Source organism: Luedemannella helvata (genome assembly GCF_039528415.1).
GTDB lineage: Bacteria > Actinomycetota > Actinomycetes > Mycobacteriales > Micromonosporaceae > Luedemannella > Luedemannella helvata.
This window is the reverse complement of sequence record NZ_BAAALS010000009.1, coordinates 124,243-150,996: the sequence shown is the minus strand read 5'-3', so window position 1 is coordinate 150,996 and position 26,754 is coordinate 124,243. Positions and strand designations below refer to the sequence as shown.

The window sequence follows — 26,754 nt, the reverse complement described above, 5'->3', positions numbered from 1 at the left end:
CGCCGAGTATGGCCGCCCGCCCCGCCCTCTGCCCACCACCCACGCCCACCCCACACCGCCACCCGCCCGCAAGGCCGCCCCGCCCCGCCCACCCGCCCCGCCGCTAAGGGCCCGCCCCGCCCAGCCCCCGGCGCGAAGGGCCCGCCCCGCCCCTCCGCCCGACGTTTGGTCGATTCCGCGTGAAATCACAGGCCGGTTTGACACGCGAAACCGCCCAAACGTCGGGCGGAACGCGGCGCGCGGCGCGGAACGTGGCGCGCGGAACGTGGCGCGCGGAACGTGGCGCGTAAAACGCGGAGCGCGAGGCGCGGAGTGGAGGCGGGGAGCGCGGGGTGGGGAGGGGAGCGGGTGGGTTATGTGACGTGGCGTAGCCAGCGGCGTTGCCAGGGGGTTTCCACCGCGCGGCGGTGGTAGTGGGTGCGGACCCAGGTCACCGCCGCGGGCGCGGCCAGGCCGTCGAGGATCGCCAGCGCCGACAGGGCGGTGCCGGTGCGCCCGACCCCGCCGCCGCAGGCCACCTCGACCCGTTCGCCCGCGTGCGCGCGCCGGTGCGCCTCACGCAGCGCGGCGACGGCGTCCGCTGTGTCGCGGGGGGTACGGAAGTCCGGCCAGTCGACGCGCCGGTACGCCCACACCGGGACCGGCCCGGGTGCCAGCAACAGGGCGAAGTCCGCCGGGCAGACGGTGTCGCGCACCCGGCGCCCGCGCACGCGTACCCCGCTGGGCAGCGTCAGGACCCCCGCGTCGTCATCCCATGGTGTGCCGGTCATCCGTTCGATTATGGCGCGACGTGTTCAATGGGAGGCGTGGCTATCGAGACCGATGTCTGCGTCGTCGGGGGCGGCCCGGCGGGCCTCGTGCACGCCCTGCTGCTCGCGCGCGGCGGCATCCGCGTGACCGTGCTGGAGAAGCATCCCACGTTCCTGCGGGACTTCCGCGGCGACACCGTGCACCCGTCCACGCTCACCCTGCTCGACGAGCTGGGCCTGGGGGAGCGCGCCGAGGCGCTGCCGCACCGCAAGGTCTACGACCTGCGCGCGGCGTTCGCCGACGGCGTCTACGAGGTGGCCAGCTTCCGCGGGCTGCGCATGCCCCACCCGTACATCATGTTCGTCCCGCAGTGGGACTTCCTGGAGATGATCGCGGACGCCGCCGCCGACCACCCGACGTTCACGTTGCTGCGCGAGCGCGAGGTCACCGGGCTGTTGTGCGAGGACGGTGTCGTGCGCGGGGTCGTGGCGCGCCACGGCGACGAGCGGGTCGAGGTCCGCGCGCGGCTCACCGTCGCCGCCGACGGGCGCCATTCCGCGGTACGCCGCGAGCTCGGGTGGCAACCCCGCGAGTACGGGGCACCGATGGACGTCCTGTGGTTCCGGCTGCCCCGGCGCGAGACGGACGGCTCCGGCCTGGACCTGAAGGTCGCCGCCGGCCGGCTGATGATCCTCATCGACCGGGGGGATTACTGGCAGATCGCCTACGTCATCCCCAAGGGCGGCTACGACGCCGTGGTCGCGCGAGGGCTGCCCGCGTGGCGCGACTCCGTCGCCGCGATCACCCCGATGTTCGCCGACCGCATCGGCGAGGTCACCTCCTGGGACCAGATCGCCATGCTGACCGTGCGGGTCAACCGCCTCAACACCTGGCACGCGCCGGGCGTGCTGCTCATCGGCGACGCCGCCCACGCCATGTCCCCGATCGGCGGGGTCGGCATCAACCTCGCCGTGCAGGACGCGGTGGCCGCCGCCCGGATCCTGCTGCCGCCCCTGACGGCCGGGCGGCTGCGTGAACGCGACCTGGCCGCCGTACGCCGGCGCCGCCGCTTGCCGACCGCCGGTACCCAGCTCGTGCAGCGGGTCCTGCAGCGCGGCATCCTGGCGCCGGTGCTCGGCTCCACCGAGCCCATCCCGGCCCCGTTCTTCCTCAAGCTCATGCGCCGGGTGCCGGCCCTGCGCCGGGTCCCGGCCCGGTTCATCGGCACGGGCCTGCGCCCCGAACACGCCCCGCCCGGCTGACTCACACCCGCCAGACGGTCACGGCCTTCGTGTCCGCGTCCTCCAGGGCCCGGTCCACCGGCACCCGGTAGTCGGCCACCCGGGTGAACCGCTCGCGCGGCAGGTACGCCCGCCCCGGGTCGCCCACCAGCACCCGCGCGCCCCGGTCCCGGGCGCGTTCGAGAAAGGCCAGGAACCGCTCGGACATGGCCCGGGAGTAGAACACGTCCCCGGCGAACACCACGTCCGCGCCGCCGCCGTCCCCGTCGAGCAGGTCACCGTGCACCACGTCGACCCGCACCCCGTTCGCGTCCGCGTTGAGCGCGATCGCCGCCGCCGCGTACGCGTCGATCTCGTTGGCCACGACGGTGGCCGCGCCCGCCGCGGCGGCGGCCACCGCGACCAGGCCGGATCCGGAGGCCACGTCCAGGACGGCCCGGCCGGCCACCAGGTGCGGGTGCTCCAGCACGTAGCGGGCCAGGCCGTGGCCGCCGGCCCACGCGAACGCCCAGAACGGCGGCGGCGTGCCCGTTATCCCCTGGTGGGCCTCGGTGGTCTCCCACAGGTCGATCGCGTCATCGGCCTGGTGGAGGCTGATGGACGGCAGCCCGTCGACCGTACGCAGGGTGGTGTGCGCGCGGACGAAGTCGCCGGCGGCCAGTGTCGTACCCACGCCCCCGCACGCTACTGCCCCGCTCACGCCGGCCTCAGCCGCCCAGGGGTAGGTCGGCGGTGTAGTGGCCGATGGCCTCACCGTTGTGCCGCGTGACCCGGCCGGTGGCGGTGAACCCGTGGCGCAGGTACAGGCGCTGGGCGCGGACGTTGCTCTCGCCGGTCCACAGTTGCAGGCGCGTGTAGCCGGTCGCGGCGGCCGTGTCCGCCAGGCCGCGCAGCACCGCCCCGCCGACACCCCGGCCCCACCGGTCGGGGCGCACGAACACCATCGCGACGTGACACAGACCGGGCACGGGCGCGCCGTCGCCGTCGTCCTCGCGGGCCGGCACACCGACCGCCATCGCGACCACCTCGTCGACATCGACGGTCACGGCGACGAGGCTGTCCGCGGCGCGCAGCTTCGCGGACACGTCGGCGATCCGCGCCGGGCTCACGTGCTTCCCGCGGGCGGCGTTGGCCAGCCGCCACACATCCAGTGCGGCGGGCAGGTCGGTGTTCGTCGCGGGTCGGGTCAGCATGCGGCACACCGTACCGCGTCAACTCGGGGTTGACGGTGGCGGTTCGTCAACCTATGGTTGACGGTATGGCAGACACCGCGCAGATCCGCCTCGATGACCTCATCCAGGGGATCAAGAAGTCCCACCCCGACGTCCTCGACCAGCTCTCCGGCGCCGTCGTCGTCGCCGAACACCTCGGCGACGTCGCCGACCACCTCGTCGGCCACTTCGTCGACCAGGCCCGCCGCTCCGGCGCCTCCTGGACCGACATCGGCCGCAGCATGGGCGTCACCAAGCAGGCCGCCCAGAAACGCTTCGTACCCAAGGCCGACACCGACGCCAGCCAGGGCTTCGGCCGGTTCACCGACCGGGCCCGCCACGTCGCCTTCGCCGCCCAGGACGAGGCCCGCACCGCCGGCAACGCCACCATCGGCACCGCCCACCTCGTCCTCGGCCTCACCGCCGAACCCGACTCCCTCGCCATCAGGGTCCTCGCCGCCCAGGGCGTCACCGTCGAGGCCCTGCGCGAGGCCGCCACCGCCACGCTGCCCCCGCGCGCGGCGGACGTACCCGACGCCATCCCGTACGACGCCAACGCGCAGAAGGTCCTGGAACTTACCTTCCGCGAGTCACTGCGCCTCGGGCACAACTACGTCGGCACCGAACACATCCTGCTCGCCCTGCTCGAACTCGAAGCCGGCGACGGCCTGCTCAGCGGCCTCGGCGTCGACAAGACCCGGGTCGTCACCGACGTCGACACCGTCCTCGACGCGTACCGGAATCTGGCCGGCAACCTCGACACGATCGCCGCCGAGGCACAACGCACCGAGTAGCCGGTGGCGCGGATAGGTGCGCGTGCGGATTATCTAATCCATGAGCCGGTCCGTGACCATCGAAGACGTCGCGCGCCGGGCGGGCACCTCCCGCGCCACAGCCTCGCGGGTGCTCGCCGGGTCCGCGTCCGTGTCCGACTCCGCCCGCGACCGGGTGACCCGTGCCGCGGCCGACCTCGGCTACGTGCCCAACGCCCTCGCCCGGGCGCTGGCCAGCGGGCGCGGCGACCGCATCGTGCTCGGCATCGTCTCGCCCCAGCCCGTACTCGCGGTTGATCTCTATCTGGGGCGGGCGGTGACCGCCGCGACCCAGGCCGCCAACGCCGCCGGGGTCGGCGTCAGCGTCCGGGTCCTGCCGATCGGGGCACCCGACCCGCTCGCCGACCTCGCCACCGACCGCACCGTGTGCGGGGTCATCCTGTTCAACACGACGTACGCGCTGCTCAAGTCCGTACCGAGAGCGCTCACCGGACGGGCCGTGTCCATCGGCGTGGGCAGCGACATCGTGCCGTCCGTCGATGTCGACAACGGGGGAGCGGCCCGGAAGATCACGGACTACCTGTACGCGACGGGGCACCGCGAGATCGCCATGATCGGCGGACCGGAGTGGATGCCGTGCACGGCCCGCGCCCGGCGCGCCTACTCGGAGGTCATGGCGTCGCTCGGGCTGCCGGCCCGCATCGTCTACAGCGACTTCTCCGCCACCAGTGGGCGCGAGGGCGCCGCCCGGCTGCTGGCCACCTGGCCGGAGACGGACGCCATCTACGCCGTCTCCGACACCCTCGCGCTCGGCGTGCTGTCGCTGCTCGGGGAGCGGGGGATCGACGTGCCCGGCGCGGTCGCGGTCGTCGGCTTCGACGACATCCCGTACGCCGAGGTGGGTTGGCCGCCGTTGACCACGGCCACGCACCCGGTGGAAAGCATCGTCGAGTACGCCGTGCAGACGGTGCTCGCGGGACGCCCGGGCCGGGCGGAGGACCGCCTCTTCGACTCCCACCTGGTGCTACGCCGCAGCGCCTGATAACGCTCAACTTGACATAATGTCGATTATCGACGTCGGCGGTCCTGGATGCGTGATTGTGGGTTCTGAACCAGATGTGCGTCCACAGGCACCACACTGGTTCACGATTGATGTTGACGGCGGGAGGGTTCGTGGGCGACGCGCGGCTGCGGGCGGATTGTGCGCGGTGCTTCGGGTTGTGCTGCGTGGCGCCGGCGTTCGTCGCGTCCGCGGACTTCGCGGCCACCAAGCCGGCCGGCACGCCCTGCGCCAACCTCGGCGACGGGTTCCGCTGCGACATCCACGCCGACCTGCGCGGCCACGGCTTTCCCGGCTGCGTCGTCTATGACTGCTTCGGCGCCGGCCAGCAGGTCGCCCAGGTCACCTACGACGGTCGTGACTGGCGGGCGGCGCCGCACACGGCCGGGCAGATGTTCGCGGTGTTCGCCGTCATGCGTGACCTGCACGAGCTGCTGTACTACGCGACGGAGGCGCTCGGCCTCGACGCCGCCGCGCCGGTGCATGGCGACCTGCGCGCGGCCGTCGAGGAGCTCGACCGGCTCACCGCGGCGCCGCCGGAGGCCCTCCTCGCGGTGGACGTCGGCGAGCGCCGCGCCGCCGTGAACCCGCTGCTGTCGCGGGCCAGCGAGCTGGCGCGCTCGGCGGTGCCGAGCCGTCGGCGCGACCACCGGGGCGCGAGTCTGGTCGGTGCCCGGCTGGCCGGTCAGGACCTGCGCGGGGCGAACCTGCGCGGCGCGGTGCTCGTCGGTGCGGACCTGCGCCGGGCCGACCTGCGGCTGGCCGATGTGACCGGAGCGGATCTGCGGGGTGCGGACCTGCGCGGGGCCAATGTGAGCGACGCGCTGTTCCTGGTGCAGTCGCAGCTGACGTCCGCGCGGGGGGACGCGCGGACCGTCCTGCCGGCGGCCCTGGCCCGCCCGGCTCACTGGCGCGCGTAGTCTTCCGGTCGGGAAGGTCGCGGATGGAGGGCGGACGGCGATGGCGCGCAGGCTCGCGGTCGGCGACGTGGTGGACGACTTCGAGCTGCCCGACCAGACGGGTACGCCGCGGCGGCTGTCTGAGTTCCTCGCCACCGGGCCGGTGGTGCTGTTCTTCTACCCCGCCGCGATGACGCGTGGCTGCACCGCCGAGAGCTGTCACTTCCGCGACCTGGCCACGGAGTTCGCCGAGTTGGGCGCGGTGCGGGTGGGCATCAGCCGCGACAGCGTCGAGCGGCAGAAGCGGTTCTCCGACCGGTACGGCTTCGACTATCCGCTGCTGTCTGACGTGGACGGGGTGGTCGCCGACCGGTTCGGGGTGCGGCGGCGGATTCCGTTGGGGCCGCTGAGCATGCGCCGGCTGACGTTCGTGATCGGCACGGACCGCGCGATCCTGGGCGTCCTGGATAGTGAGTTGAACATGGCCGCGCACGCCGACGGGGCCCTCGCGGTCCTGCGTGGGCGCGCGTCGTAGCCTCCCCTGGGCGGCGCGCCCGTTCGAAAATGTCGCCGCTTCCTGATACAAAGACACAATCAAACAGGTGTACGAAAAGGAGGGCCCCATGGCGGCCACCCGCAGCCCGGCCCGCTCCCAAGGCTCGGGACTGTCCACGCAGGAGCTCGAGACGATCCGCGACACGCTCGCCAACGGCCGCAAGCCCAAGGTGGTGTTCACGGAGAACGCCGGCCAGATCGCCGGCCAGACGGGGCAGATCGTCGAGCTGACCGACCCGGAGGTGTCCGACGAGTGGGTGGTGGTCCGGTTCGGCCGCGACGAGCTGCCCTTCTCCCCCGCCGACCTGGCGATCCCGCCCAAGGCGCAGCGTGGCGCGGCCCGGTCGGCGGCGCCGGAGTTCGAGCCGGAGCAGGCTCCCCCACCGTTCATGATCACCCGTGACTCGAAGCCGGCCCCGGTGCCGGCCCCCCGCCAGGAGGAGACCGTGGCCCAGACCACCACCGCCGAGCCGGCCGCCCTCGCCAAGGGCGCCGACGTGCCGGAGCAGGGCGCCGAGGCGAAGCCGGCCGCCCGCAAGGCCGTCAAGGCGGCCAAGCCCAAGCCGATCCCGGCGCTCACGGTCACCTTGGCGTACGCGGAGGGCGAGTGGACCGTCGGGGCCAACCAGGGCACGAAGGCGGTCGCGAAGCCCTATGTGATCCGGCCCACGGAGGCGCTGAAGATGGTGGCGCTGCTCGACGTGCCGGCTGTGCACGAGGCCGTGGAGCAGATCCTGGCCGCGGAGCGGGCCGAGGCGGAGCATCAGGCGCAGCGGTTGCGGGCGGAGTTGGCGGAGGTCGAGGCGAAGCTCGCCGATCTGAACACGCGTTGACACGCCGCCGGTTTGGCGGATCGGGCTGGAGACGGTACTGTGTCGGACGTGGTTCACCGGTATTGGCGCTTTACGTTGGCTCTGGTCGGAGCCGACGGTCGCATGCGCTGACCGACACCGAACCAGAGCCAGCAGGGCAGGGAGATGACTCCCTGCCCTTTGTCATGTGAACCGGCGGGCTGGCCTGGGACAAGACGGGCGGCCTGCCACAAAAGGACAGGTGCCCGAGATGACCACACAACCCGCTCAGGCCGACGCGACCGGCAACGATACCGGCGCCGGGTCTGCCGGCCAGACCAGCGACCTGCACGTGTCCGGCTTCCAGCCGCTGATCTCCCCGCGCGAGCTGCTCGAGGAGCTGCCGCTGGGTGAGCGCCGTGCCGCGCTGGTGCGCGACTCCCGCGACGCGGTGCGCCGCGTCATGGCCGGTGAGGACGACCGCCTGCTCGTGGTGGTCGGCCCGTGTTCGGTGCACGACCCGGCCGCGGCGCTGGACTACGCGCGGCGGCTCAAGGCGTTCGCCGACGACAACCGTGACGAGCTGGTCGTGGTGATGCGGGTGTACTTCGAGAAGCCGCGTACCACGCTGGGCTGGAAGGGTCTGATCAACGACCCGGGGCTGGACGGCACCTACGACATCCACCGGGGCCTGCGCACGGCGCGGCAGTTGCTGCTGGACATTCTCGACATCGGGCTGCCGGTGGGTTGTGAGTTCCTGGACCCGACCAGCCCGCAGTACATCGCGGACACGGTGACGTGGGGGGCGATCGGGGCGCGGACCACGGAGAGCCAGGTGCACCGGCAGTTGGCGTCGGGCCTGTCGATGCCGGTGGGCTTCAAGAACGCCACCGACGGCGACGTGCAGGTCGCGGTGGACGCCAGCCGGGCCGCGCGGAGCAACCACGTGTTCTTCGGCATCGACGACGCCGGGCGGGCGGCGATCGTCACGACGACCGGCAACCCGGACTGTCACGTGATCCTGCGCGGTGGCACCCGGGGCCCCAACTACGGCGACGGTGATGTGGCCGACGCGTTGAAGCTGCTGGAGAAGCACGGCCTGGTGCAGCGGCTGGTGATCGACGCGAGCCACGCCAACAGCGGCAAGGACCACGTGCGTCAGGCGGTCGTGGCGGCCGAGGTCGCCGAGCAGGTGGCGGGCGGGCAGGCGGGCATCGGCGGGGTCATGCTCGAAAGTTTCCTGGTGCCGGGCCGGCAGGAGATCGGCCCCGACATGACGTACGGGCAGAGCGTCACCGACGCGTGCATGGGTTGGGACACCACGTCCGGTGTGCTGGACGCGCTCGCGGACAGTGTCCGCGAGCGCCGGGCGACGGCCGGCGCGTGATTCGTCGGTGCCCCCGGCGCCGGGACGCCGGGGGCACCGATCACGGGGGTTACCCACCTCCCGGCGGAGGGTATGTCGTCGATATGGCTATCGATGTGATGAGCAGATGTCCCGTATGTGAGGCCCGGGTTCACGTGAACGCGGGTTCCCCGACGCCGCCGCACCTCGCGGACGACACCGCCAAACCCTGCCCGGGCGAGGGCCAGCCGTCCCGCTGAGCACCCCACTGCCCACTCGCCGCGACCCGCCCACTCAGCGCGCGAGATTGGCCTTAGGTACGCAACTGCGTGCGGCGATGCGTACCTAAGGCCAATTTCGGAGATGGGGCGGGGCGGGTGGGGTTACGTTTCCGGGATGTCGGCGGTGCCGAGGCGCTTGCGGAAGACCCAGTACGTCCAGCCCTGGTAGATCAGGACGATCGGGGTGAAGACGACCGCCACCCAGGTCATGATCTTCAGGGTGTACGCGGTGGATGAGGCGTTGTCGATGGTCAGGCTGTTCGCGTCGGAGATCGTCGACGGCATGACGTTCGGGTAGAGGGCGGCGAACAGGCACGCGACCGCGAGCGCGATGGCCGCTGCGGTACCCAGGAACGCCCAGCCTTCGCGGCGTACCCGGTTGGCGAGCAGGCCGCCGACCAGGGCGAGGGCCGCGACGACGGCGAGCACGACGGCGGCCGGGCTGCTGCGCTGCGCCAGGGTCCAGACCAGGAAGGCCACGGCCAGCACGGCGGCGACGAGGCCGACGCGGCCGGCCAGCGCGTTGGCGCGATCGCGGACCTCTCCCCTGGTCTTGAGGGCCAGGAAGATGGCCCCGTGGGTGACGAACAGGGCGAGGGTGGTCAGGCCGCCGAGCAGCGCGTACGGGTTGAGCAGGTTGAAGAACCCGCCGACGTATTCGAACTCGGCGTTGATCGGCACGCCGCGCAGGATGTTGGCGAACGCGACGCCCCACAGCACAGCCGGCAGGAACGAGCCGACGATGATGCACCAGTCCCAGCGGCGCTTCCAGCGCGGGTCGTCGCGCTTGCCGCGGTACTCGAAGGCGACGCCCCGGATGATGAGCGCGGCGAGGATGAGCAGCAGCGGCAGGTAGAAGCCGGAGAACAGGGTGGCGTACCACTCGGGGAACGCGGCGAAGGTGGCCCCGCCGGCGGTGAGGACCCACACCTCGTTGCCGTCCCAGACGGGTCCGATGGTGTTGATGAGCACGCGGCGTTCCTTCTCGCCGCGGCCGAGGACGCCGAGCAGGATGCCGACGCCGAAGTCGAAGCCCTCGAGGACGAAGTACCCGATCCAGAGGACGGCGATGAGGACGAACCAGATGGTGGTCAGCTCCACGGTCGGCTCCTAGTAGGCGAAGGCGAGGGGGCGGTCCTCGCCCTCTTCGTCGACGGGCGGGGCGGAGACGTCGGGCAGGCCCTTGCGGATGAAGTGCAGCAGCAGGCCCACCTCGACGACGGCGAGGCCGCCGTAGAGCAGGGTGAACAGGGTCAGCGAGGTGATGACCTCGCCGGTGGTGGTGCCGGGTGACACGCCGGAGGCGGTGAGGAGCTGGCTGAACACGATCCAGGGTTGGCGGCCCATCTCGGTGAAGATCCAGCCGAAGGAGTTGGCCGCCAGCGGCATGATCGGCAGGGCGATGGCCGACCAGAGCAGCAGCTTGGAGGTGGGCGCGCGGCCGCGGCGGATGGCCCACAGAGCCCACAGCGCGACCAGGGCGGCGAGAATCCCGAAGCCGATCATGAGGCGGAAGCTCCAGTACGCGACCGGGATGTTGGGTTTGTAATCGCCGGGGCCGTAGGTGAGCTGGTACTCCTTCTGCAGGTCGTTGATGCCGCGGACCTCGCCGTTCCAGGTGCCGGTGGCCAGGAACGACAGCACGTGCGGGATCTTGATGGCCCAGACTTCCTCGCTGCCGTCGAGGGTGCCGATGGTGAGGATGGAGAACGAGGCCGGCTGTTCGTTCGTGTAGAGGGCCTCGGCGGCCGCCATCTTCATGGGCTGCACCTCGGTCATGATCTTGCCTTGGACGTCGCCGCTGATGGCGACGGCGGCCAGGCCGACGATCGTGGTCCACGCGCCGATCTTGAGGGCGGAGCGGAACGGGGCGGTGTCCACGCCGGGGCGGCGGATGAGGTGCCATACGGCGACGGCGGCCACGAGTGCGCCGGCGGTCATGAACGCGGCCGCGATGGTGTGCGGGAACGTGACGAGGGTGACCTTGTTGGTGAGGACGGCCATGAAGTCGGTGAGTTCGGCGCGGCCCCGCTCTTCGTTGTAGGTGAACCCGACCGGGTTCTGCATGAACGAGTTGGCGGCCAGGATGAAGTAGGCGCTGAGCAGGGTGCCGATCGCGGCGGCCCAGATGCACGCGAGGTGGATGCGTTTGGGCAGCCGGTCCCAGCCGAAGATCCACAGGCCGAGGAACGTGGACTCCAGGAAGAAGGCGACCAGGGCCTCGATAGCCAGCGGGGCGCCGAAGATGTCGCCGACGAAGCGGGAGTACGTGCTCCAGTTCATGCCGAACTGGAACTCCTGCACGATGCCGGTGACCACGCCCATGGCGAAGTTGATCAGGAACAGCTTGCCGTAGAACTTGGTGAGCCTGAGCCACTTCTCGTTGCCGGTACGCACCCAGGCCGTCTGTAGTGCGGCGACGATGAACGACAGGCCGATCGTCAGCGGTACGAACAGGAAGTGGTACACGGTCGTGATGCCGAACTGCCACCGCGCAATGTCTAGTGCGTCCATGCCCCTAGTCCGATGTCCAATTTAAACGTGTAGGCATACAACGTATCGCGCCGGTCACTGTGGTGCACCGTGACCCCGGTAATGTCTGCGCCCGGCGACCATGAGATCGCCTCCGACCCGGACCCCGACACGGCAGAACGGCCCCCGATGCAGAGTCCTCAGTCCCGTTGGGTGCCCCCGCTCATCTGGCGGCTGCTGTTGCGCCTGGCCAGCCTGGCCATCCCGCTGCTGTGCCGGTTGCGGGTCACCGGCGACGTGCCGGACGCCCTGCGCGCCGGGCCGATGGTCCTGGCCGGCAACCACATCGGCAACTTCGACCCGTTCGTGCACGTGGCCGCGTGCGCCAGGCGGCGGATCGCGCCGCGCATGATGGCCACCGGCGGGCTGTTCGCTCCCCCGGTCGTCGGGCACGTGATGCGGGCCAGCGGCCACATCCCCGTGTACCGGGGCCGCGCCAACGTCGGCGACGCGGTCGCCCACGCCACCGAGGCGCTGCGGCAGGGGTCGGTCGTGTTCATCTACCCCGAGGGCCGCATCGGGCTCGACCCCGCGATGTGGCCCGAACGCCCCAAGACCGGCCTGGCCCGCATGGCCCTGGCCACCGGCGCGCCGGTGGTGCCCGTGGCGGTGTGGGGAACGCACGAGGTGATCGCCTACCACGGGGCGGGCGCCATGGCCCGTACCGCGTTCACCGCGATCTTCCGGCGGCCCGTCGTGCGGGTGCACTTCGGTGAGCCGGTCGACCTGTCTGACCTGAAGTTGGGCGGTGTCGGGGCCGCCCAGCGCGCCTCCGACCGGATCATGGACGCGATCACGGCCGCGCTCACGCCGCTGCGCGCCGGCGAGCTTCGCCTGCCGCGCCACGTCGACCCGACCAGGCCCTTGAGTACGGCGCGGGTGCGCCACCCTCCGCGGCGCGGGCATACGGCCTGAAGTTCCGTACGCACGCGGCGAGGTCGGCCGCGGGCGAGTGTGTAAATAAACTTTGACACGGTGTCGGCACCGCTTTACATTTGGTGTGTCAGCTTTGTTTTACATGAGGAGCCGGACGTGGCCTTCGAGGAGAAGCGCGCCTGGGTGATGATCGTGGTCACCGTGGGCGCCTACGCGATCTATGCCGCGACCCTGCTGCGCCGGGCCGGAGAGGGCCCGCTCGCGGAGGTCGCCTACGTGGGCGCCCTGCTGTGGACCATCGGCGGCGCCATCATCGTCACGATCGTGGCGCACATCGCGATGGCCATCGCGGGCGGGCACGGCGCCGACCGTACGGACGAGCGCGACCGTGAGATCAACCAGGTCAGTGAGCGCATCGGGCAGTCGTTCGTCGTCATGGGCGGGCTCGCCGCCATGGTCATGGCCATGGCCGAGCTGCGCTACTTCTGGATCGCCAACGCCGTCTACCTGGCGTTCGTGCTGTCCTCGGTGCTCAGCTCCATCGCCAAGATCGCGGCGTACCGCAAGGGCGGCTTCCAGACGTGGTGAAGCCGACGCGGGTCACCAACGCGATCCGTGCCCTGCGGTTCGCGCACGACGAGATGACCCAGGCCGACCTGGCCGACCGGGTCGGCGTCACCCGCCAGACCATCATCGCGATCGAACAGGGTCGCTACTCCCCCTCGCTGGAAATGGCGTTCCGCATCGCCCGGGTGTTCGGGGTCGGGCTCGACGACGTCTTCCAGTACCCCGACACCGAAGGAGACCCCTCATGAAAGCGATCGTCCAGGACGAGTACGGACCGCCGGAGGTGCTGCGCCTCGACGAGGTCGAGACCCCGCGACCCGGCGCCGACGACGTGCTCATCCGGGTGCGCGCGGCCGGCGTCGACTACGGTGTGTGGCACATCATGACCGGGCTGCCGCTCGTCGGCCGTCTCGGCTTCGGCCTGCGCCGGCCCCGCCACCGGGTACCCGGCATGGACGTCGCCGGGGTCGTGGAGTCCGTCGGCGCCAACGTGACCGCGTTCCGTCCCGGCGACGAGGTGTACGGCGCGGCGACCGGAACGTACGCCCAGTTCGCGCTCGCCCGCCCGGCGAAGCTCGCCCGCAAGCCCGCCAACCTCAGCTTCACCGAGGCGGCCGCCGTGCCCGTGTCGGGCGTGACCGCGCTGCGCGCGGTCGGGCGGGTCGCCGCCGGTGAGAAGGTGCTCGTCATCGGCGCCGGCGGCGGGGTGGGCAGCTTCGCCACGCAACTCGCGGTCGCCGCCGGCGCCCACGTCACCGGTGTGTGCAGCACCGCCAAGGCCGATCTGGTCCGGTCCCTGGGCGCTGGGGCGGTCATCGACTACACGCGCGAACCGCTCACCGGCACGTACGACCTGATCATCGACATCGCCGGCAACCGGCCGCTGGCCCAGCTGCGCCACCTGCTCGCCGAGCGCGGCCGCCTCGTCCTCGTCGGCGGCGAGGGCGGCGACCGGTGGTTCGGCGGGCTGCTCGGCCGGCCACTGGCCCTCCGGTTGATCAACCCGTTCACGCGTCAGCGGCTGAGCGCGCCGATCGTGCTGACCCGCTCCGCCGACCTGGACGCGCTGCGCGACCTCATCGAGGCCGGCGCGGTGCGGCCCGCCGTCGGACGCACGTACCCCCTGGCGGAGGCCCCCGCCGCGATCGGCGACCTGGCCGCGGGCAACGCGCCCGGAAAGCTCGTCATCGCGGTCGCCTAGCCGCGGTCCTCCATGTCGCGGGCCAGTGGCGAGGCCATCCGGTCCTGCGCGTCCTCCGCGCCGTCCGATGCCCCGCCCGGATCGACCACACCGTCGTAGGTGTAGACCGCCATGCCCTCGCGGGCCTGCGTGGTCGGGATGTAGCGGTGGACCATCTCCTCGTATTCGAGTTCCACCAGGCCGGCCCCCTCGGCCTCGAACGTCGTGCCGTCGCCCGGCCCGCCCACCAGTACCGCGTCGTTGTCAGTCATGACGGCCGACTACCCGGCGGCCAGGCGGCTAAACGGATTCCTCATGCGTTCGTCGGGTTACATGATCTTGTATGTGGCTGGCATCATGCCGATCACCACTCATCCGTCGAGAGGGACGCCCGGCATGACCGCCCCCACCGCCGAGGACCAGACGAGCACCCGCAGCGAGCGCGTCGGCTGGTACATGTACGACTGGGCCAACAGCGCCTTCTCGACGACCGTCATCTCCGTGTTCCTCGGACCGTACCTGACCTCCATCGCCCAGACGGCGGCGAACTGCCCCACGAACGCCGACGGCGACGTGGAGTGCGGCGAGCGGGTGATCTCCGCGCTCGGCATCCCGATCGCCCCCGGCTCGCTGTTCTCCTACGCGCTGTCGCTGTCGGTGATCCTGCAGGTCGTCGTGCTGCCGGTCGTCGGCGCGATCGCCGACCGGTCCGGGCGCAAGAAGGAACTGCTGGCGATGTTCGCCTACATCGGCGCGGCCGCCACGGTCGGGCTGCTGTTCCTCACCGGCGACCGGTTCCTCGTCGGGACGCTGCTGTTCGTGCTCGCCAACATCGCCTTCGGCGCCAGCATCGTCGTGTACAACTCGTTCCTGCCGCAGCTCGCCCCGCCCGACAAGCGCGACGCCGTCTCGTCGCTGGGGTGGGCCATGGGTTACGTCGGCGGCGGCCTGCTCCTGCTGCTCAACCTCGTGGCCGTCATCGTGCTGGAGGACACCTACGGCAAGGGCGAGATCGCCCGGTGGAGCATCGTGTCGGCTGGCCTGTGGTGGGCCGCGTTCACGACCATCCCGCTGATTCGGCTGCGCAACCGACCGCCTGTGGCCGGCCCCGCCCGCGGCAACCCGCTCACCGACGGGTTCAAGCAGCTCTGGCACACCCTCAAGGAACTCAAGACGTACCCGCTGTCGCTGTTCTTCCTGCTCGTGTTCCTCGTCTACAACGACGGCATCCAGACGGTCATCGGCGTGGCCAGCATCTACGCCGACCAGTACCTGAAACTCGACCAGGCCGTGCAGCTGCAGACCATCCTCATCGTGCAGTTCCTCGCCTTCGGCGGGGCGCTGCTGCTGGGCCGCGTCGCCAGGACGTACGGGGCGTGGAAGACCGTGCTGGGCAGCCTCGTGCTGTGGACCATCGTGCTCGGCGTCGCGTACTTCCTGCCCGTGGGCAACGCGGGCGCGTTCATGATGCTCGGCGCCCTGCTCGGCATCGTGCTCGGCGGCAGCCAGGCGCTGAGCCGGTCCCTGTTCAGCCAGCTGATCCCGAAGGGCAAGGAGGCCGAGTACTTCGGCATCTACGAGATCTCCGACAAGGGGACGAGCTGGCTCGGGCCGCTGCTGTTCGGCATCACCTACCAGGCCACCGGCGAGTACAAGATCGCGATCATCTCGCTGATCGCGTTCTTCGTCATCGGGTTCGTCGGCCTGGCCGCCGTCCCGATGCGCCGCGCCATCGTGGAGGCCGGCAACACCCCGCCGAAGGTGCTCTAAGCTGCCTGTCCGTGACCCCAGACGAGTCCGCGCTGTCGCCCGTGTACCCGGCGGCCGGTGACCGCCGGCTGCGCGACGGCGCCCAGCTGAAGTTCTTCTACGGCCCGATGGACTGCGGCAAGTCCACCCTCGCGTTGCAGATGGACTACAACCACGCCCGGCAAGGCCGGCGCGGGCTGGTCCTCACCCGGTACGACCGGTCGATGGGCGCCCGGGTGAGCAGCCGCATCGGGCTCAGCCGCGAGGCGATCGAGGTCACCGACGACCTGGACCTGCGGGACCTCGTGCGCGAACAGTGGCGCGACGGCCAGCGGGTCGACTACCTCATCTGCGACGAGGCGTGCTTCTACACGGTCGCGCAGATCGAGCAGCTGGTCGACCTGGTCGACGTGCACGACGTCGACGTGTACGCCTTCGGGCTGGCCACGGACTTCCGCTCCGAGCTGTTCCCGGCCGCGCGGCGGCTGTTCGAACTCGCCGACGAGGTGACCCGGCTGCAGGTCGAGGTGCTGTGCTGGTGCGGGCGCGAGGGACAGCTCAACGGCCGGATCGTGGGCGGGCAACTGACCCGCGAGGGCGAACAGGTCGTCATCGGCGACACCGCCCCCGACGACGGGGACACCCACTACCAGGTGCTGTGCCGGCGCCACTACCGCGCCGGGGACCTCGGCCCACGACCGGTCGGCTAGGCCCGGCGGCGGGTGCGCGCCGTCCAGATCGCGTACGCCGGGTCGCGGTCCAGGTTGTGCCGGTCGCGGTCGTAGCGGCGGGTGGTGCGCGGATCGGCGTGACCCATGGCGTCCTGCACATCCTCCAGCGGCACACCCTCCTGGCGGGCCGTCGTGGCGAACGCGTGACGCAGCGAGTGCGGCGACAACCGCGCCCAACTCTGCACCCCCGCATCCCGGGCCAGGTGGCGGACCAGCCGGAACACGGCGTGGCGGTCCAGCCGGGCGCCCGAGGCGGTCACGAACAGCGGGCCATCGTCCGGATCGCCGCGTTCGGCCAGGTACGCGTCGAGCGCCGCCACGCACGCCGGGCTCAGCGCCCGCCGCCGGGCGACGCCGCCCTTGCCGGTGAACCTCAGGCTGCGGTGCCCGCGCTCGGCGCCCAGATCGGTGACATCGAGGCCGACCAGCTCGCCGACGCGCAGGCCCAGATCGGCCAGGACGGTGACGACCGCGAGGTTGCGCGCCGCGAGCGGACCCGTCGCAGCGGTCGCGGCGGCCAGCAGCGCGTCGACCTCCTCCGGGCGCAGGCCGACCGTGGCGGAGTGGTCGCGCGACACCCGGGGCCGGTCGGCGCCGTCGACCGGGTTGGCGCGGATCGCGGCCAGCCGCACCAGGAACGCGTACCAACTGGACAGGCCCGACAGCTTGCGGGCCACCGTCGCGGCGCTCAGCGTCCTGCCGGTACGCGCGTCCACCGTGGCGTCCAGCTCACGCGCGTACGCGTTGACGTGCACGAACGTCGCCGCGAGCGGGTCGAGGCCACGCTCGGCGCACCACGACAACCACGCCGTCACGTCCCGGCGGTACGCGTCGCGGGTGTGCGCCGACAGGCGCCGGTTGGCCAGCCACGCCTCCGTGACGTCGAGCGGGTCGGCCGCCACCGGCGCGCCGGCGGCCGTACGCGAGACCAACTCCGCACCATGCAGCCCGGACAACGGCCCTCCCCAGGTCGTACGCTCGCGCGATGCGGCGTTCGGTCAAGTATCGCGTGGTGAGCACCGCGGAGCGCGCCAACAACCGGCTGACCCGTGCCGACGTCTTGACCAGGGCAGATAGAGTGGGGCTAGCCGATATCGGAGTGCGATAGTAAGGCGGGGCCGATGGACGCTGGGCTGTTACGCGGCAACCTCGAACTGATCCTGCTCGCCGCGATCGGCGACCGGGAGGCGTACGGGTTGGAGATCGCCAACCGCGCCCGCATGCGCTCGGCCGGCTACTTCACCTTCTCGGTCGGCAGCCTGTACCCCGCGCTGCACCGCATGGAACGCGACGGCCTGGTCACCATCCGCACGGGTCCGGCGCCCGCGGGCGGCGGGGTGGTGAAGTTCTACCGGCTCACCGACGCGGGCCGCCGGGCGCTGGCGCTGCGGCGGCGCGAGTTCCGCCGGTTCAGCAAAGCGCTGCTCGCCCTCGCCACGGACGCCGCGCCCTAAACATCGACGGCGCACCCTCCTCGGGGGTCCTCCGTTTCGCGTGAAGTTCGTCATATAGTCCACCGCATGGGCGAAGGAAGCGAGGACGCGCCACCACGGCCGCGCCGGTCGAGCCTGCTCGCCTCCATCGGCGAGGTGGAGAACCCCGCCGAGGCACGCCCCCGCGGCGAGTCGCGCAATGTGGCCCAGGAGGCTGCGCCAGCCGCAGAGGCGGGCGGCAAAGCGCGCGCGAAGCCCGAGCTGATGAACGACGGCGAGCGGCTCGTCGCGTTCGACCCCGTCGACGCCGACGATCGGCCCGCCACCGGTGAGCCCGGCGAACGCAAGCCGCCCACGGACCCGTTCGCGGAGTTCGAGGCGGCGCTCGCACAGGCCTTCCCGCCGCCGGTCGCCCCGACCCCGCCGCGGCGCGCCGCGATCAGCGGCCGCCAGGCGAAATGGATCGCGGGAGGGGCCGCGCTGATCCTGGTGGTGGCCGCGCTGATCGTGGTCGGCTGGCCGGGCCGGGCCTGCTGCGGCCGGCTCGACGCGCCGCCCGCCGCCCGACCGACCGGCGCCCCCGGCATCGGTCCCGGCGCACCCGGCGCCGGTAACGCCGGGCCGAGCAACCCGCCGACCAACGCGTCCGGCCAGCCGACCGGTGCTCCGCAGGCCAGCCCCCCGCCCGCTGCCGGGGCGCCCGCTGCGCCCCAGCCGTCGAGCGCCCGCGGAGGAGCGGCCGGCACGGCGGCGGCGCCGACGTCCGGCGCCGCCCCGCAGGCCGACACGGGCGGGCTGACCGCCACCTACCGCACGAGCAAACCGTCGCTGCTCGGGCTCCTCGGCTACCAGGGCGAGATCACCGTACGAAACCCGACGTCCGCTCCGCGGGGCTCGTGGACGGTCGTCGTCGAACTCGCCGGCGACAACCAGGTACGTCGTGCCTACGGTTCGGTGCAGTGGCGCACGTACGGCGACGGGCGGTACTGGTTCGGCCCCCTGGACGAGGGCACCATCGAACCCGGCGGGTCGTACACGTTCGCGTTCGACGTCGAAGGCCTGTTCACCGGCCGGCCGGTGTCGTGCACGGTCGACGATTCGCCCTGCGGTTAGGACACCGCGCTACGGGGCGGCGACGCGAGCGCGCTGATGAGCGACAGCAGTGCCACGCCGAGCAGGATGAGCACCACGCCGATGCCGGCCGCCATCGCGGCGACGCCGAACGCGACGACCGAGGTGAACAGCGACGCGCGCAGGAACGATCCCGTCATCGCGGTCTGGCGCGCCGGGTCGTCGCGGCCGAGTTCGGCGTAGGTCTTGCCGCCCGTCGCGTCGAGGGCATGCTTCTCGATGACATTGGCCTCGGTGTACGCGGTGAGTGGCCCGTCAACGGGCTGCCCCGCGAAGCGTTCCGCGTCGTCGGAGACCGTGATCTTCTCGTTGGCGAGCTGACCCTGGACGGAGAACCACGTGACAGCGCCGGCCACGATCATGATGGCGCCGGCGACGATGACGATGATGGACAGCACGCGTGCGGTGGTCGTCGAGGCGGACCTAGCCATGGGACAGCCCTCCTGATCTTGGCATCCCCCTGACCGTATACCCACTACAGCCCTTTATGGTGGCAAAACCGGCAAACGGCCGAAGGGTTGAACTCAACCGTCCAGCAGGGACCCGAACCGGTCGTCGGCCCCGGCCAGACCCTTCGGCGAGTCGGGATCGCGGGCCCCCTCCGGGCCACCCTCCAGCTGGTCGGCGAAGGAGACACGGCTGTGCTCGCTGGCGAAATCCGGCTCGAACTCGGCGGCGCTGTCCGCCACCAGCTCCACGACGAGCCCGAAGTCCGCCGGCGGCGGATCGATGGTCTGGGACATGTCGCCTCACCCCCCGGTCAGCCCGACTGTACCCGGCCCAACCCCCGCAAATCCCGCCGTCGCGTAACGCGGGTGCCCGCCAGCGCGGCGAGCAACCCCGCCACCGCGTCCAGCGAATGGGCGCTGACCACCTCGTCGCAGTACGGCCACGCCGCGGCCATCCCGCGCACCTTCGGCTCGTAGCGCGGGCTCCTCGTCCGCGGATTCGCCCACACGATCCGGTACGCCAGGCGCGACAACCGCGCCATCTGCGCCTCGACGAGCGCCGGGTCACCCGTGTCCCAACCGTCGGAGACGATCAGGACCACCGCGCCGCGCGCCACCCCCCGGGCCGCGAAGTCGCGGTTGAACCGGGCCAGCGCCGACCCCAGCCGGGTACCGCCCGACCAGTCCGGCGCCGCCCGCCCCGCCCGCTCCAGCGCAACCTCCGGACGCACCCGGGCCAACGCCCGCGTCAGGCGCGTCAGCCGGGTCGCGAACGTGAACACCTCCGCGCCCTTCGCCCCGGCGGCGCAGTACACCAGTTGCAGCAGCGCCCGGGCGTACGGCTCCATCGAGCCCGAGATGTCGCAGAGCACCACCAGCCGGCGCGGCCGGTCGCGGCGCCGCCGGGTCACCAGCCGCACCGGGTACCCGCCGCCGCGCAGCGCCGCCCGCAACGTGGCGCGCAGGTCGACGTGGGTACCGCCCGCCCCGGCGCGCAGCCGGCGGCCGCGCCGCAGTGGGGTGGCCACCGCGAGCTGTCGCATGAGGACCGACAGCCGCGCCAAATCAGCGGCGTCCAGCGCGCCGAAGTCGCGACCCGCGAGCCGCTCCACGTCGGCGGCCAGCGCGGCCACCGGCCGCTGCTGGTCCGGTTCGTCGGAGTCCGCGGTACGCGGCCGGGTCGACCATGACCCGCCCGCCATGACGCCCGCCGACGGCGGCGTGACCCCGACGCCCTGACCCGACGTGCGCGGCGGCCCGGACGCCAGGTCGAGCGGCGCGTTGGCCTGGTCGCCCCGGAACGCGGCCGGGTCGGCCATCCCGCCGAACACCAGCGCGAGGATCCGGTCGAGCCGGGCGATGTCCGCCGGGTCCGCGATCAGCGTGGCCAGGGCCAGATCGCGCAGCTGCCGGATGGTCTCCGGCCGGGTGAGCGTCACCGCCGCGGCGAACCGGGCCGTGCGATCGGGCCCGACGGCCAGGCCGGACTCGCGGGCCAGGGCGCTCAGGCGGGCCGCGACGGCGGCGAGGTCGGCCGTCATCGCGGCGCGTCCCGCGTCATTCGGCCAGCAGCGAGCCCAGGCCCGCGGTCACCGCCACCGCGCGGTCCTCGTCGTACTTGAGGACCGCGCCCAGCGTCGGGGCGACCGTTTCCTCGGTCAGCTCCGTGATGCCGAGGACCTCCAGGGCGCCCGCCCAGCTGATCGCCTCCGCCACCCCCGGCGGCTTGGTCAGGTCCAGCGCCCGCAGCCGGGACACCCCGACGGCCACCCGTCGGGCCAGGTAGTCGGCCACGCCCGGCACCCGCCGGCGCACGATCTCCGCCACCCGGTCGGCGTCCGGGTAGCCGATCCAGTGGTACAGGCACCGGCGCTTGAGCGCGTCGTGCAGGTCGCGGGTTCGGTTCGACGTCAGGATCGCCACCGGCGGCACGACCGCGTGCCGGGTGCCCAGCTCCGGGATCGTCACCGAACCCTCGGCGAGCAGCTCGAACAGGTACGCCTCGAACTCGTCGTCGGCCCGGTCCACCTCGTCGATGAGCAGTACCGCCGGGGCCGGCCCCGGATGCTGCAACGCGGCGAGCAGCGGCCGGGGCAGCAGGAAGTCCGGGCCGAACAGGTCGGCCTCGGCGAGTTTCTCGCCCCGCGCCTCAGCCAGCCGGATCGCCAGCAGCTGCCGGGGATAGTTCCACTCGTACAGCGCCTCGGCCGAGGTCAGGCCCTCGTAGCACTGCAGCCGGATCAGCCGCGTGTCCAGGGCCGCGGCCAGGGCCTTCGCGGCGGCGGTCTTGCCGACGCCCGGCTCGCCCTCCAGCAGCAGCGGCTGCCTCATCCGCACGGCGAGAAACAGCGCGGTGGCGAGGGTGTCATCGGCCAGGTAGCCCGCGCCGGCGAGCCCGCCACGCAGATCCGAGATCGTCACGCCGTCACCCCGCGAGCGGCACCCAGGTACCGCCCCGGGTCGGCCTCGAAGCGCTTCTTGCAGCCGGGCGCGCAGAAGTAGTACGTCTGACCCTCGTACTCGGTGTGCAGGCTGGACGGCACCGCCGGCACCTCCATGTGACAGATCGGGTCGATCGCCACCGACGGGGCGACCGTGGGCAGCAACAGGCCACCGTCCGAGGGCACGGTCGTCAGCGCGGGCAGGCGGCCGGCCCGGGCCGCGACCAGCTCCGCCAGGATCGTCACGGCGACCTCCATGGGCGTACGGGCGCCGAGGTCCAGCCCCGCGGGGGTCTTCACGCGGGCGCGCTGCCCCGCCGGTACGGGAAGGTCGGCGACCACCGCGCGGCCGCGCTTGGGGCTGGCCACCAGCGCCACGTACGGTACGCCCGCCGACAGCGCCGCGACCAGCACCCGCTCCTCGTCGCGGCCGTGCGCGGCGACCACCACCCCGGCCGCGTCGTCGGCGACCTCGCCGTCCGTGGCGACCTCGTACCCGGCCGCCCGGGCCAGGCCGGCCAGCGCCGTCGCGATCGGCGCGTCCCCGTGCACGTGCAGCAGCGCGGCGGGCAGCACGGGTTCGAGGAAGATGTCCAGCGTCCCGCCGGACAGGCACGGGTTGGCGACCACGACCAGGCCGTCCTCGTCGGTCATCGCCGTCTCCACCGCCCCGTCAGTCGGGGTGATGCGCAGCAGCGTCGACTCGCCCGAGCCGAGCAGCGCCAAACCCTGCGCCCGCACGGTCGTCTCCGCGCAGACGCCGCCGACGAAGCCCTCGATGGACCCGTCGGCCAGCACGATCGCCCGGTCGCCCGCCTTGGCGCTCGTGGGACGCCGCGCGCGGACAACGGTGGCGAGGACGAACGGCGTGCGCTGGTCGCGCAGCCGGTCCGCCCTCGCCAACACGTCGGTCTGGTTCATCGAGCTACAGGGCCAGGTCCGTACGCAGCGGACGACCCTGCGTCAGCGACCACACGTTCGCCGGGGTGAGCGGCATGTCGGCGTGCGTGACGTCCCAGGGCTTGAGGGCGTCGAGCACCGCGTTGACGATCGCCGCCGGCGACCCGACCGTGGCCGACTCCCCGACACCCTTGGCGCCGATCGGGTGGTGCGGTGACGGGGTCACCGTCTCGCCGAGCTCCCACGACGGGCACTCCAGCGAGGTCGGCAGCAGGTAGTCCATGAAGGACGAACCCAGGTGGTTGCCGTCCGTGTCGAACGCCATGACCTGCATGAGCGCCATGCCGATGCCGTCGGCCAGGCCGCCGTGGATCTGACCCTCGACGATCATCGGGTTGATCCGGGTGCCGCAGTCGTCGACCGCGATGAACCGGCGCACCTTCACCACGCCCGTACCCGGGTCGACGTCGACGACCGCGATGTACGCCCCGAACGGGTACGTCAGGTCCGGCGGGTTGTACACGCAGGTCGCGTCGAGGTGACCCTCCACGCCCTCGGGCAGCTCCAGCGCCCCGTGCGCGGCCATCGCGATCTCCGCGATCGTCTTGCCCTGCTCCGGGTCGCCCTTGACGAACCAGCGGCCCTGCTCCCACTCCAGGTCCTCGTGGCTGACCTCGAGCATCGCCGCCGCGACCAGCTTGGCCCGGTCGCGGACCTTGCGGGCCACCACGGCCGTCGCCCCGCCGGAGACCGGCGTGGACCGCGAACCGTAGGTGCCCAACCCGAACGGGGTCTGGTCGGTGTCGCCGTGCACGACCTCGATGTCGAGGGTCGGGATGCCCAGCTCGTGCGAGACGATCTGCGCGAACGTCGTCTCGTGACCCTGGCCCTGGCTCTGGCAGCTCAGCCGCAGCACCGCCTTGCCGGTGGGGTGCACCCGCAGCTCGGCGCCGTCGGCCATGCCCAGGCCGAGGATGTCCATGTGCTTGCGGGGGCCCGCGCCCACACCCTCGGTGAAGAAGCTGATGCCGACACCCGTCAGGGTGCCGCTGCGGTCGCCGGCCGCCCACCGCTCCCGCTGGGCGCGCTGCTCCTCGCGCAGCTTCTCGTACCCGGCGATCTCCATCGCCTTGCGCATCGTCACCGGGTAGTTGCCCGAGTCGTACGTCCAGCCCGTCGGCGTGGTGTACGGGAACTGGTCTTCCTGGATGAAGTTGCGCAGCCGCAGCTCCGCCGGGTCCATGTCCAGCTTCGCGGCCAGCGCGTCGATCATCCGCTCCACCAGGTACACGGCCTCGGTGATGCGGAACGAGCACGCGTACGCCACGCCGCCCGGCGCCTTGTTCGTGTACACGGCCGTGACGTTGCACCACGCGGCGCCGTAGTCGTACGAGCCGGTGAAGATGTGGAAGAAGCCGGCCGGGTACTTGGTCGGCTGCGCCACCCCGTTGAACGCGCCGTGGTCGGCCAGCACGTTCACCTTCAGGCCGAGGATCTTGCCGTCGGCGGTGGCCGCGATCTCCCCGGTCATGTGGTAGTCCCGCGCGAAGGCCGTACTCACGAGGTTCTCGGAACGGTCCTCCATCCACTTCACCGGCTTGCCGGTGACGATCGTGCCCACGACGGCGAGCACGTACCCGGGGTAGATGCCGACCTTGCCGCCGAAGCCGCCGCCGATGTCCGGCGAGATGATGCGGATCTTCTGCTCGGGCAGCCCGGCGACGATCGCGTAGAGGGTGCGGTGGGCGTGCGGAGCCTGGGTGGTGGTCCAGACGGTGAGCTTGCCGGTCGCCTTGTCCAGGTGCGCCACCGAACCGCAGGTCTCCAGCGGGGCCGGGTGCACCCGGGGGTAGAGGATCTCCTCCGAGACGACCACGTCGGCGGCGGCGAACGCGGCGTCGGTCTTGTCCTTGTCGCCGGCCTGCCAGTCGTAGATGTGGTTGTCGGCCTTGCCCTCCTTGTCGTCGCGGATGACCGGGGCGCCGGGGTCCAGCGCGGTCTTCGCGTCGGCGATGACCGGCAGCGGCTCGTACTCCACCTCGATCAGTTCGAGGGCGTCGCGGGCGGAGTACCGGTCCTCGGCGACGACGAACGCGACCTCCTGGCCCTGGAAGCGCACCTTGTCGGTGGCGAGCACGGCCTGCGTGTCGTAGGAGATGGTGGGCATCCAGGCCAGGCCGAGCGAGTCGAGGGTGGCGCCGGTGACGACGGCCTTGACCTTCGGGTGCGCCTCGGCGGCGCTCGTGTCGATGGACACGATCTTCGCGTGCGCGTACGGGCTGCGCAGGATCGCCAGGTGCAGCATGCCGGGCAGCTGCACGTCGTCGACGTAGGTGCCCCGGCCACGGATGAACCGCGCGTCCTCGACGCGCCGCATCCGCCCGAAGCCGACCTTGACGTCTTCCTCAACGGGCGCCGTCATGCCTTTACCTCCTGCTGCTCGGCGGTCTGCTCGGCGGCCCAGCGCACCGAGCGCACGATGTTCTCATAGCCGGTGCAGCGGCACAGGTTGCCCGAGATCGCCTCGCGGATCTCCGCCTCGGTCGGGTCCGGGTTCTGCTTGAGCAGCGCCTTCGTGGTCATCAGCATGCCGGGGGTGCAGAAGCCGCACTGCAGGCCGTGGCAGTTGATGAAGCCCTGCTGGACGGGGTCCAGCTGGCCGTCCTGCTCGAGGCCCTCGACCGTGGTGACCTCACGGCCGTCGACCATGACCGCCAGGGTCGTGCACGACTTCACGGGCGTACCGTCCACCTGGACCGTACAGACACCGCAGTTGGAGGTGTCGCAGCCCCAGTGGGTACCGGTCAGGCCCAGCTCGTCGCGGAGGAAGTGGACCAGCAGCAGCCGCGGCTCGACGTCGCGGGTGTACTCGTCGCCGTTGACACGTACAGTGATCTGCATCAGGCCTCCTCGACCCTGGCGCGCGAGGCCGCGCGGCGCAGCGCGCGCACGGTCAGCTCCTTGGCCAGGTGTCGCTTGTAGTCAACCGGCCCGCGCTGGTCGGCGGCCGGGTTGCAGGTGCGCGCGGCGATCTCGCCGGCCTCGGCGAAGTTCTCCTCCGTGGCGAGCTTGCCGCGCAGGAACTCCTCGGCTTCCGGCACGATGTAGTGCTCCGCGCCCACCGCGGTCAGGCCCAGGCCGACCTCGTCGATCGAGTACCCGGCCACGCCGCTGGTCAGCCACAACGCGGCCGCGGCCGCCGCGGCGCCCCAGTCGCCCGCCCGGCGCTCCACCTTCTCGTACGCCGACGAGCCGCCGGGGCGGAGTGGGATGCGCACCTCGGTGAGCAGCTCACCGGGCCCGACGACGGTCTCATAGGGACCGACGTGCAGCGCCCGCACCGGCACGGTACGCGAACCGTCGCGGTTGCGGATCACCGCCGTGGCGTTCAGGGCCACGAGGGCTGCGGGCAGGTCCTCGGCCGGGTCCGCCTGGCACAGCGAGCCACCGACGGTGCCCCAGTTGCGCACGATCGGGTCCGCGATGACGCGCTCCGCCTCGTGCAGGACGGTGAAGTGTTCGCCGACCACCGGCGAGGAGAGCACGTCGACATGACGGGTCAGCGCGCCGACGGCGAGCTCGTCGCCCTCCACGCGCAGATACGCCAGGTCGGTGAGCCCGTTGATGTCGATGAGCGCGTCCGGGCGGGCCAGGCGGAGCTTCATCATGGGAATCAGGCTGTGCCCGCCGGCGACGACCCTGGCCTCGGGTCCGTGCTCGGCGAGCAGCGTCAACGCGTGGTCGACACTTGTCGCCTTCGCGTAGTCAAAAGGTGCAGGCACCTGCATGCGCCCTCCAGGTGGGGAAGAGTTGCCGGCTCGCACCGGCATGGGAAGGCCAAACTCAGTTGGAGAGTCTG

Annotated in this window: 30 protein-coding genes; 15 read left to right on the top strand and 15 right to left on the bottom strand. The window is 71.9% G+C overall.

Features of this window, described 5'->3' with window-relative positions:
- Positions 1–353 precede the first annotated feature (353 nt).
- Positions 354–770: a protein-tyrosine phosphatase family protein gene (locus tag ABD191_RS11705; RefSeq protein WP_344080027.1), complete on the bottom strand. Its 417-nt coding sequence runs from the start codon at positions 768–770 to the stop codon at positions 354–356.
- Positions 771–812: 42 nt separating this feature from the next.
- On the opposite strand from ABD191_RS11705, the gene ABD191_RS11700 reads away from it, so the two are divergent.
- A complete protein-coding gene (locus tag ABD191_RS11700; RefSeq protein WP_344080188.1) occupies positions 813–2,012 on the top strand; it encodes an FAD-dependent oxidoreductase in 1,200 nt (399 codons plus the stop codon).
- Between the two features lies 1 nt (position 2,013).
- Here the strand turns inward: ABD191_RS11700 and ABD191_RS11695 are convergent, their stop codons facing one another.
- Positions 2,014–2,664 (bottom strand): class I SAM-dependent methyltransferase, encoded by a 651-nt coding sequence (locus ABD191_RS11695; protein WP_425560704.1) that lies wholly within the window; start codon positions 2,662–2,664, stop codon positions 2,014–2,016.
- 34 nt (positions 2,665–2,698) lie between these two features.
- Positions 2,699–3,184, bottom strand: coding sequence for a GNAT family N-acetyltransferase (locus tag ABD191_RS11690; protein WP_344080024.1), 486 nt, complete (start codon positions 3,182–3,184; stop codon positions 2,699–2,701).
- A gap of 53 nt (positions 3,185–3,237) precedes the next feature.
- On the opposite strand from ABD191_RS11690, the gene ABD191_RS11685 reads away from it, so the two are divergent.
- The 6 genes from ABD191_RS11685 (at position 3,238) to ABD191_RS11660 (ending at position 8,667) form a co-directional block, all read left to right on the top strand.
- On the top strand, positions 3,238–3,996 hold the full coding sequence (locus ABD191_RS11685; RefSeq protein ID WP_425560703.1) for a Clp protease N-terminal domain-containing protein: 759 nt from the start codon (positions 3,238–3,240) through the stop codon (positions 3,994–3,996).
- Positions 3,997–4,048: 52 nt separating this feature from the next.
- Positions 4,049–5,017, top strand: coding sequence for a LacI family DNA-binding transcriptional regulator (locus tag ABD191_RS11680; protein ID WP_344080018.1), 969 nt, complete (start codon positions 4,049–4,051; stop codon positions 5,015–5,017).
- A 110-nt stretch (positions 5,018–5,127) separates the two neighbouring features.
- Positions 5,128–5,955, top strand: a complete 828-nt coding sequence (locus ABD191_RS11675) for a pentapeptide repeat-containing protein (RefSeq protein ID WP_344080015.1) — start codon at positions 5,128–5,130, stop codon at positions 5,953–5,955.
- 40 nt (positions 5,956–5,995) lie between these two features.
- A complete protein-coding gene (locus ABD191_RS11670) occupies positions 5,996–6,469 on the top strand; it encodes a peroxiredoxin (protein ID WP_344080012.1) in 474 nt (157 codons plus the stop codon).
- An 88-nt stretch (positions 6,470–6,557) separates the two neighbouring features.
- Entirely contained in the window at positions 6,558–7,322 is a 765-nt protein-coding gene (locus ABD191_RS11665) for a hypothetical protein (protein WP_344080182.1), read from the top strand.
- A 229-nt stretch (positions 7,323–7,551) separates the two neighbouring features.
- Entirely contained in the window at positions 7,552–8,667 is a 1,116-nt protein-coding gene (locus tag ABD191_RS11660; RefSeq protein WP_344080009.1) for a 3-deoxy-7-phosphoheptulonate synthase, read from the top strand.
- A 341-nt stretch (positions 8,668–9,008) separates the two neighbouring features.
- On the opposite strand, the gene cydB is transcribed toward ABD191_RS11660, so the two are convergent.
- Together cydB and ABD191_RS11650 are read right to left on the bottom strand one after the other, a co-directional pair.
- On the bottom strand, positions 9,009–10,007 hold the full coding sequence (gene cydB / locus ABD191_RS11655) for a cytochrome d ubiquinol oxidase subunit II (RefSeq protein ID WP_344080006.1): 999 nt from the start codon (positions 10,005–10,007) through the stop codon (positions 9,009–9,011).
- A gap of 9 nt (positions 10,008–10,016) precedes the next feature.
- A complete protein-coding gene (locus ABD191_RS11650) occupies positions 10,017–11,420 on the bottom strand; it encodes a cytochrome ubiquinol oxidase subunit I (RefSeq protein ID WP_344080003.1) in 1,404 nt (467 codons plus the stop codon).
- Positions 11,421–11,567: 147 nt separating this feature from the next.
- On the opposite strand from ABD191_RS11650, the gene ABD191_RS11645 reads away from it, so the two are divergent.
- The 4 genes from ABD191_RS11645 (at position 11,568) to ABD191_RS11630 (ending at position 14,082) form a co-directional block, all read left to right on the top strand.
- Complete coding sequence (locus ABD191_RS11645; RefSeq protein ID WP_344080000.1) at positions 11,568–12,353, top strand: lysophospholipid acyltransferase family protein; 786 nt, start codon at positions 11,568–11,570, stop codon at positions 12,351–12,353.
- A 117-nt stretch (positions 12,354–12,470) separates the two neighbouring features.
- Complete coding sequence (locus tag ABD191_RS11640) at positions 12,471–12,902, top strand: hypothetical protein (RefSeq protein WP_344079997.1); 432 nt, start codon at positions 12,471–12,473, stop codon at positions 12,900–12,902.
- Entirely contained in the window at positions 12,896–13,129 is a 234-nt protein-coding gene (locus ABD191_RS11635) for a helix-turn-helix transcriptional regulator (RefSeq protein ID WP_344079994.1), read from the top strand. The genes ABD191_RS11640 and ABD191_RS11635 overlap by 7 nt, the downstream gene beginning before the upstream one ends.
- Entirely contained in the window at positions 13,126–14,082 is a 957-nt protein-coding gene (locus tag ABD191_RS11630) for an NAD(P)-dependent alcohol dehydrogenase (RefSeq protein ID WP_344079991.1), read from the top strand. Before ABD191_RS11635 ends, ABD191_RS11630 begins: the two co-directional genes overlap by 4 nt.
- Here the strand turns inward: ABD191_RS11630 and ABD191_RS11625 are convergent.
- Positions 14,079–14,333 carry a hypothetical protein gene (locus ABD191_RS11625; protein ID WP_344079988.1) on the bottom strand — a complete coding sequence of 85 codons (255 nt, stop codon included), beginning with the start codon at positions 14,331–14,333 and terminating at the stop codon, positions 14,079–14,081. The genes ABD191_RS11630 and ABD191_RS11625 overlap by 4 nt on opposite strands.
- A 124-nt stretch (positions 14,334–14,457) precedes the next feature.
- On the opposite strand from ABD191_RS11625, the gene ABD191_RS11620 reads away from it, so the two are divergent.
- Together ABD191_RS11620 and ABD191_RS11615 are read left to right on the top strand one after the other, a co-directional pair.
- A complete protein-coding gene (locus ABD191_RS11620) occupies positions 14,458–15,831 on the top strand; it encodes an MFS transporter (RefSeq protein ID WP_344079985.1) in 1,374 nt (457 codons plus the stop codon).
- Positions 15,832–15,863: 32 nt separating this feature from the next.
- Positions 15,864–16,520, top strand: coding sequence for a thymidine kinase (locus ABD191_RS11615; RefSeq protein WP_344080179.1), 657 nt, complete (start codon positions 15,864–15,866; stop codon positions 16,518–16,520).
- Here the strand turns inward: ABD191_RS11615 and ABD191_RS11610 are convergent.
- Positions 16,517–17,473 carry a tyrosine-type recombinase/integrase gene (locus ABD191_RS11610; RefSeq protein ID WP_344080176.1) on the bottom strand — a complete coding sequence of 319 codons (957 nt, stop codon included), beginning with the start codon at positions 17,471–17,473 and terminating at the stop codon, positions 16,517–16,519. The two genes, ABD191_RS11615 and ABD191_RS11610, sit on opposite strands and share 4 nt — an antisense overlap.
- A gap of 189 nt (positions 17,474–17,662) precedes the next feature.
- Between ABD191_RS11610 and ABD191_RS11605 the strand changes: the two genes are divergently transcribed.
- Both ABD191_RS11605 and ABD191_RS11600 read left to right on the top strand, forming a co-directional pair.
- Positions 17,663–17,995 carry a PadR family transcriptional regulator gene (locus tag ABD191_RS11605; RefSeq protein WP_344079982.1) on the top strand — a complete coding sequence of 111 codons (333 nt, stop codon included), beginning with the start codon at positions 17,663–17,665 and terminating at the stop codon, positions 17,993–17,995.
- Between the two features lie 66 nt (positions 17,996–18,061).
- Positions 18,062–19,087 (top strand): hypothetical protein, encoded by a 1,026-nt coding sequence (locus ABD191_RS11600; RefSeq protein ID WP_344079980.1) that lies wholly within the window; start codon positions 18,062–18,064, stop codon positions 19,085–19,087.
- On the opposite strand, the gene ABD191_RS11595 is transcribed toward ABD191_RS11600, so the two are convergent.
- The 8 genes from ABD191_RS11595 to ABD191_RS11560 form a co-directional block, all read right to left on the bottom strand.
- On the bottom strand, positions 19,084–19,536 hold the full coding sequence (locus ABD191_RS11595; protein WP_344079977.1) for an aromatic ring-opening dioxygenase LigA: 453 nt from the start codon (positions 19,534–19,536) through the stop codon (positions 19,084–19,086). The genes ABD191_RS11600 and ABD191_RS11595 overlap by 4 nt on opposite strands.
- 93 nt (positions 19,537–19,629) lie before the next feature.
- Entirely contained in the window at positions 19,630–19,848 is a 219-nt protein-coding gene (locus tag ABD191_RS11590) for a hypothetical protein (protein ID WP_344079975.1), read from the bottom strand.
- 17 nt (positions 19,849–19,865) lie between these two features.
- A complete protein-coding gene (locus ABD191_RS11585) occupies positions 19,866–21,095 on the bottom strand; it encodes a vWA domain-containing protein (RefSeq protein ID WP_344079972.1) in 1,230 nt (409 codons plus the stop codon).
- Between the two features lie 16 nt (positions 21,096–21,111).
- Positions 21,112–21,975, bottom strand: coding sequence for an AAA family ATPase (locus ABD191_RS11580; protein WP_344079970.1), 864 nt, complete (start codon positions 21,973–21,975; stop codon positions 21,112–21,114).
- Entirely contained in the window at positions 21,972–22,916 is a 945-nt protein-coding gene (locus tag ABD191_RS11575; protein ID WP_344079968.1) for an XdhC family protein, read from the bottom strand. Before ABD191_RS11575 ends, ABD191_RS11580 begins: the two co-directional genes overlap by 4 nt.
- 4 nt (positions 22,917–22,920) lie before the next feature.
- Positions 22,921–25,317, bottom strand: coding sequence for an aerobic carbon-monoxide dehydrogenase large subunit (locus ABD191_RS11570; protein WP_344079965.1), 2,397 nt, complete (start codon positions 25,315–25,317; stop codon positions 22,921–22,923).
- The gene (locus tag ABD191_RS11565) at positions 25,314–25,796 is read right to left on the bottom strand and encodes a (2Fe-2S)-binding protein (RefSeq protein ID WP_344079962.1); all 483 of its coding nucleotides are present in this window, start codon (positions 25,794–25,796) and stop codon (positions 25,314–25,316) included. Before ABD191_RS11565 ends, ABD191_RS11570 begins: the two co-directional genes overlap by 4 nt.
- A complete protein-coding gene (locus ABD191_RS11560; RefSeq protein WP_344079959.1) occupies positions 25,796–26,683 on the bottom strand; it encodes an FAD binding domain-containing protein in 888 nt (295 codons plus the stop codon). The genes ABD191_RS11565 and ABD191_RS11560 overlap by 1 nt, the downstream gene beginning before the upstream one ends.
- Positions 26,684–26,754: the final 71 nt, after the last annotated feature.

Bases quoted from the DNA above. Each gene is read 5' to 3' on its own strand.
- ABD191_RS11575 (WP_344079968.1), bottom strand. From the start codon at position 22,916: ATGAACCAGACCGACGTGTTGGCGAGGGCGGACCGGCTGCGCGACCAG.
- ABD191_RS11590 (WP_344079975.1), bottom strand. From the start codon at position 19,848: ATGTCCCAGACCATCGATCCGCCGCCGGCGGACTTCGGGCTCGTCGTG.
- ABD191_RS11690 (WP_344080024.1), bottom strand. From the start codon at position 3,184: ATGCTGACCCGACCCGCGACGAACACCGACCTGCCCGCCGCACTGGAT.
- ABD191_RS11665 (WP_344080182.1), top strand. From the start codon at position 6,558: ATGGCGGCCACCCGCAGCCCGGCCCGCTCCCAAGGCTCGGGACTGTCC.
- ABD191_RS11705 (WP_344080027.1), bottom strand. From the start codon at position 770: ATGACCGGCACACCATGGGATGACGACGCGGGGGTCCTGACGCTGCCC.
- ABD191_RS11600 (WP_344079980.1), top strand. From the start codon at position 18,062: ATGGGCGAAGGAAGCGAGGACGCGCCACCACGGCCGCGCCGGTCGAGC.
- ABD191_RS11585 (WP_344079972.1), bottom strand. From the start codon at position 21,095: ATGACGGCCGACCTCGCCGCCGTCGCGGCCCGCCTGAGCGCCCTGGCC.
- ABD191_RS11650 (WP_344080003.1), bottom strand. From the start codon at position 11,420: ATGGACGCACTAGACATTGCGCGGTGGCAGTTCGGCATCACGACCGTG.
- ABD191_RS11645 (WP_344080000.1), top strand. From the start codon at position 11,568: ATGCAGAGTCCTCAGTCCCGTTGGGTGCCCCCGCTCATCTGGCGGCTG.
- ABD191_RS11670 (WP_344080012.1), top strand. From the start codon at position 5,996: ATGGCGCGCAGGCTCGCGGTCGGCGACGTGGTGGACGACTTCGAGCTG.
- ABD191_RS11620 (WP_344079985.1), top strand. From the start codon at position 14,458: ATGACCGCCCCCACCGCCGAGGACCAGACGAGCACCCGCAGCGAGCGC.
- ABD191_RS11675 (WP_344080015.1), top strand. From the start codon at position 5,128: ATGTTGACGGCGGGAGGGTTCGTGGGCGACGCGCGGCTGCGGGCGGAT.
- ABD191_RS11660 (WP_344080009.1), top strand. From the start codon at position 7,552: ATGACCACACAACCCGCTCAGGCCGACGCGACCGGCAACGATACCGGC.
- ABD191_RS11570 (WP_344079965.1), bottom strand. From the start codon at position 25,317: ATGACGGCGCCCGTTGAGGAAGACGTCAAGGTCGGCTTCGGGCGGATG.
- ABD191_RS11625 (WP_344079988.1), bottom strand. From the start codon at position 14,333: ATGACTGACAACGACGCGGTACTGGTGGGCGGGCCGGGCGACGGCACG.
- ABD191_RS11560 (WP_344079959.1), bottom strand. From the start codon at position 26,683: ATGCAGGTGCCTGCACCTTTTGACTACGCGAAGGCGACAAGTGTCGAC.
- ABD191_RS11565 (WP_344079962.1), bottom strand. From the start codon at position 25,796: ATGCAGATCACTGTACGTGTCAACGGCGACGAGTACACCCGCGACGTC.
- ABD191_RS11605 (WP_344079982.1), top strand. From the start codon at position 17,663: ATGGACGCTGGGCTGTTACGCGGCAACCTCGAACTGATCCTGCTCGCC.
- ABD191_RS11630 (WP_344079991.1), top strand. From the start codon at position 13,126: ATGAAAGCGATCGTCCAGGACGAGTACGGACCGCCGGAGGTGCTGCGC.
- ABD191_RS11595 (WP_344079977.1), bottom strand. From the start codon at position 19,536: ATGGCTAGGTCCGCCTCGACGACCACCGCACGCGTGCTGTCCATCATC.
- ABD191_RS11685 (WP_425560703.1), top strand. From the start codon at position 3,238: ATGGTTGACGGTATGGCAGACACCGCGCAGATCCGCCTCGATGACCTC.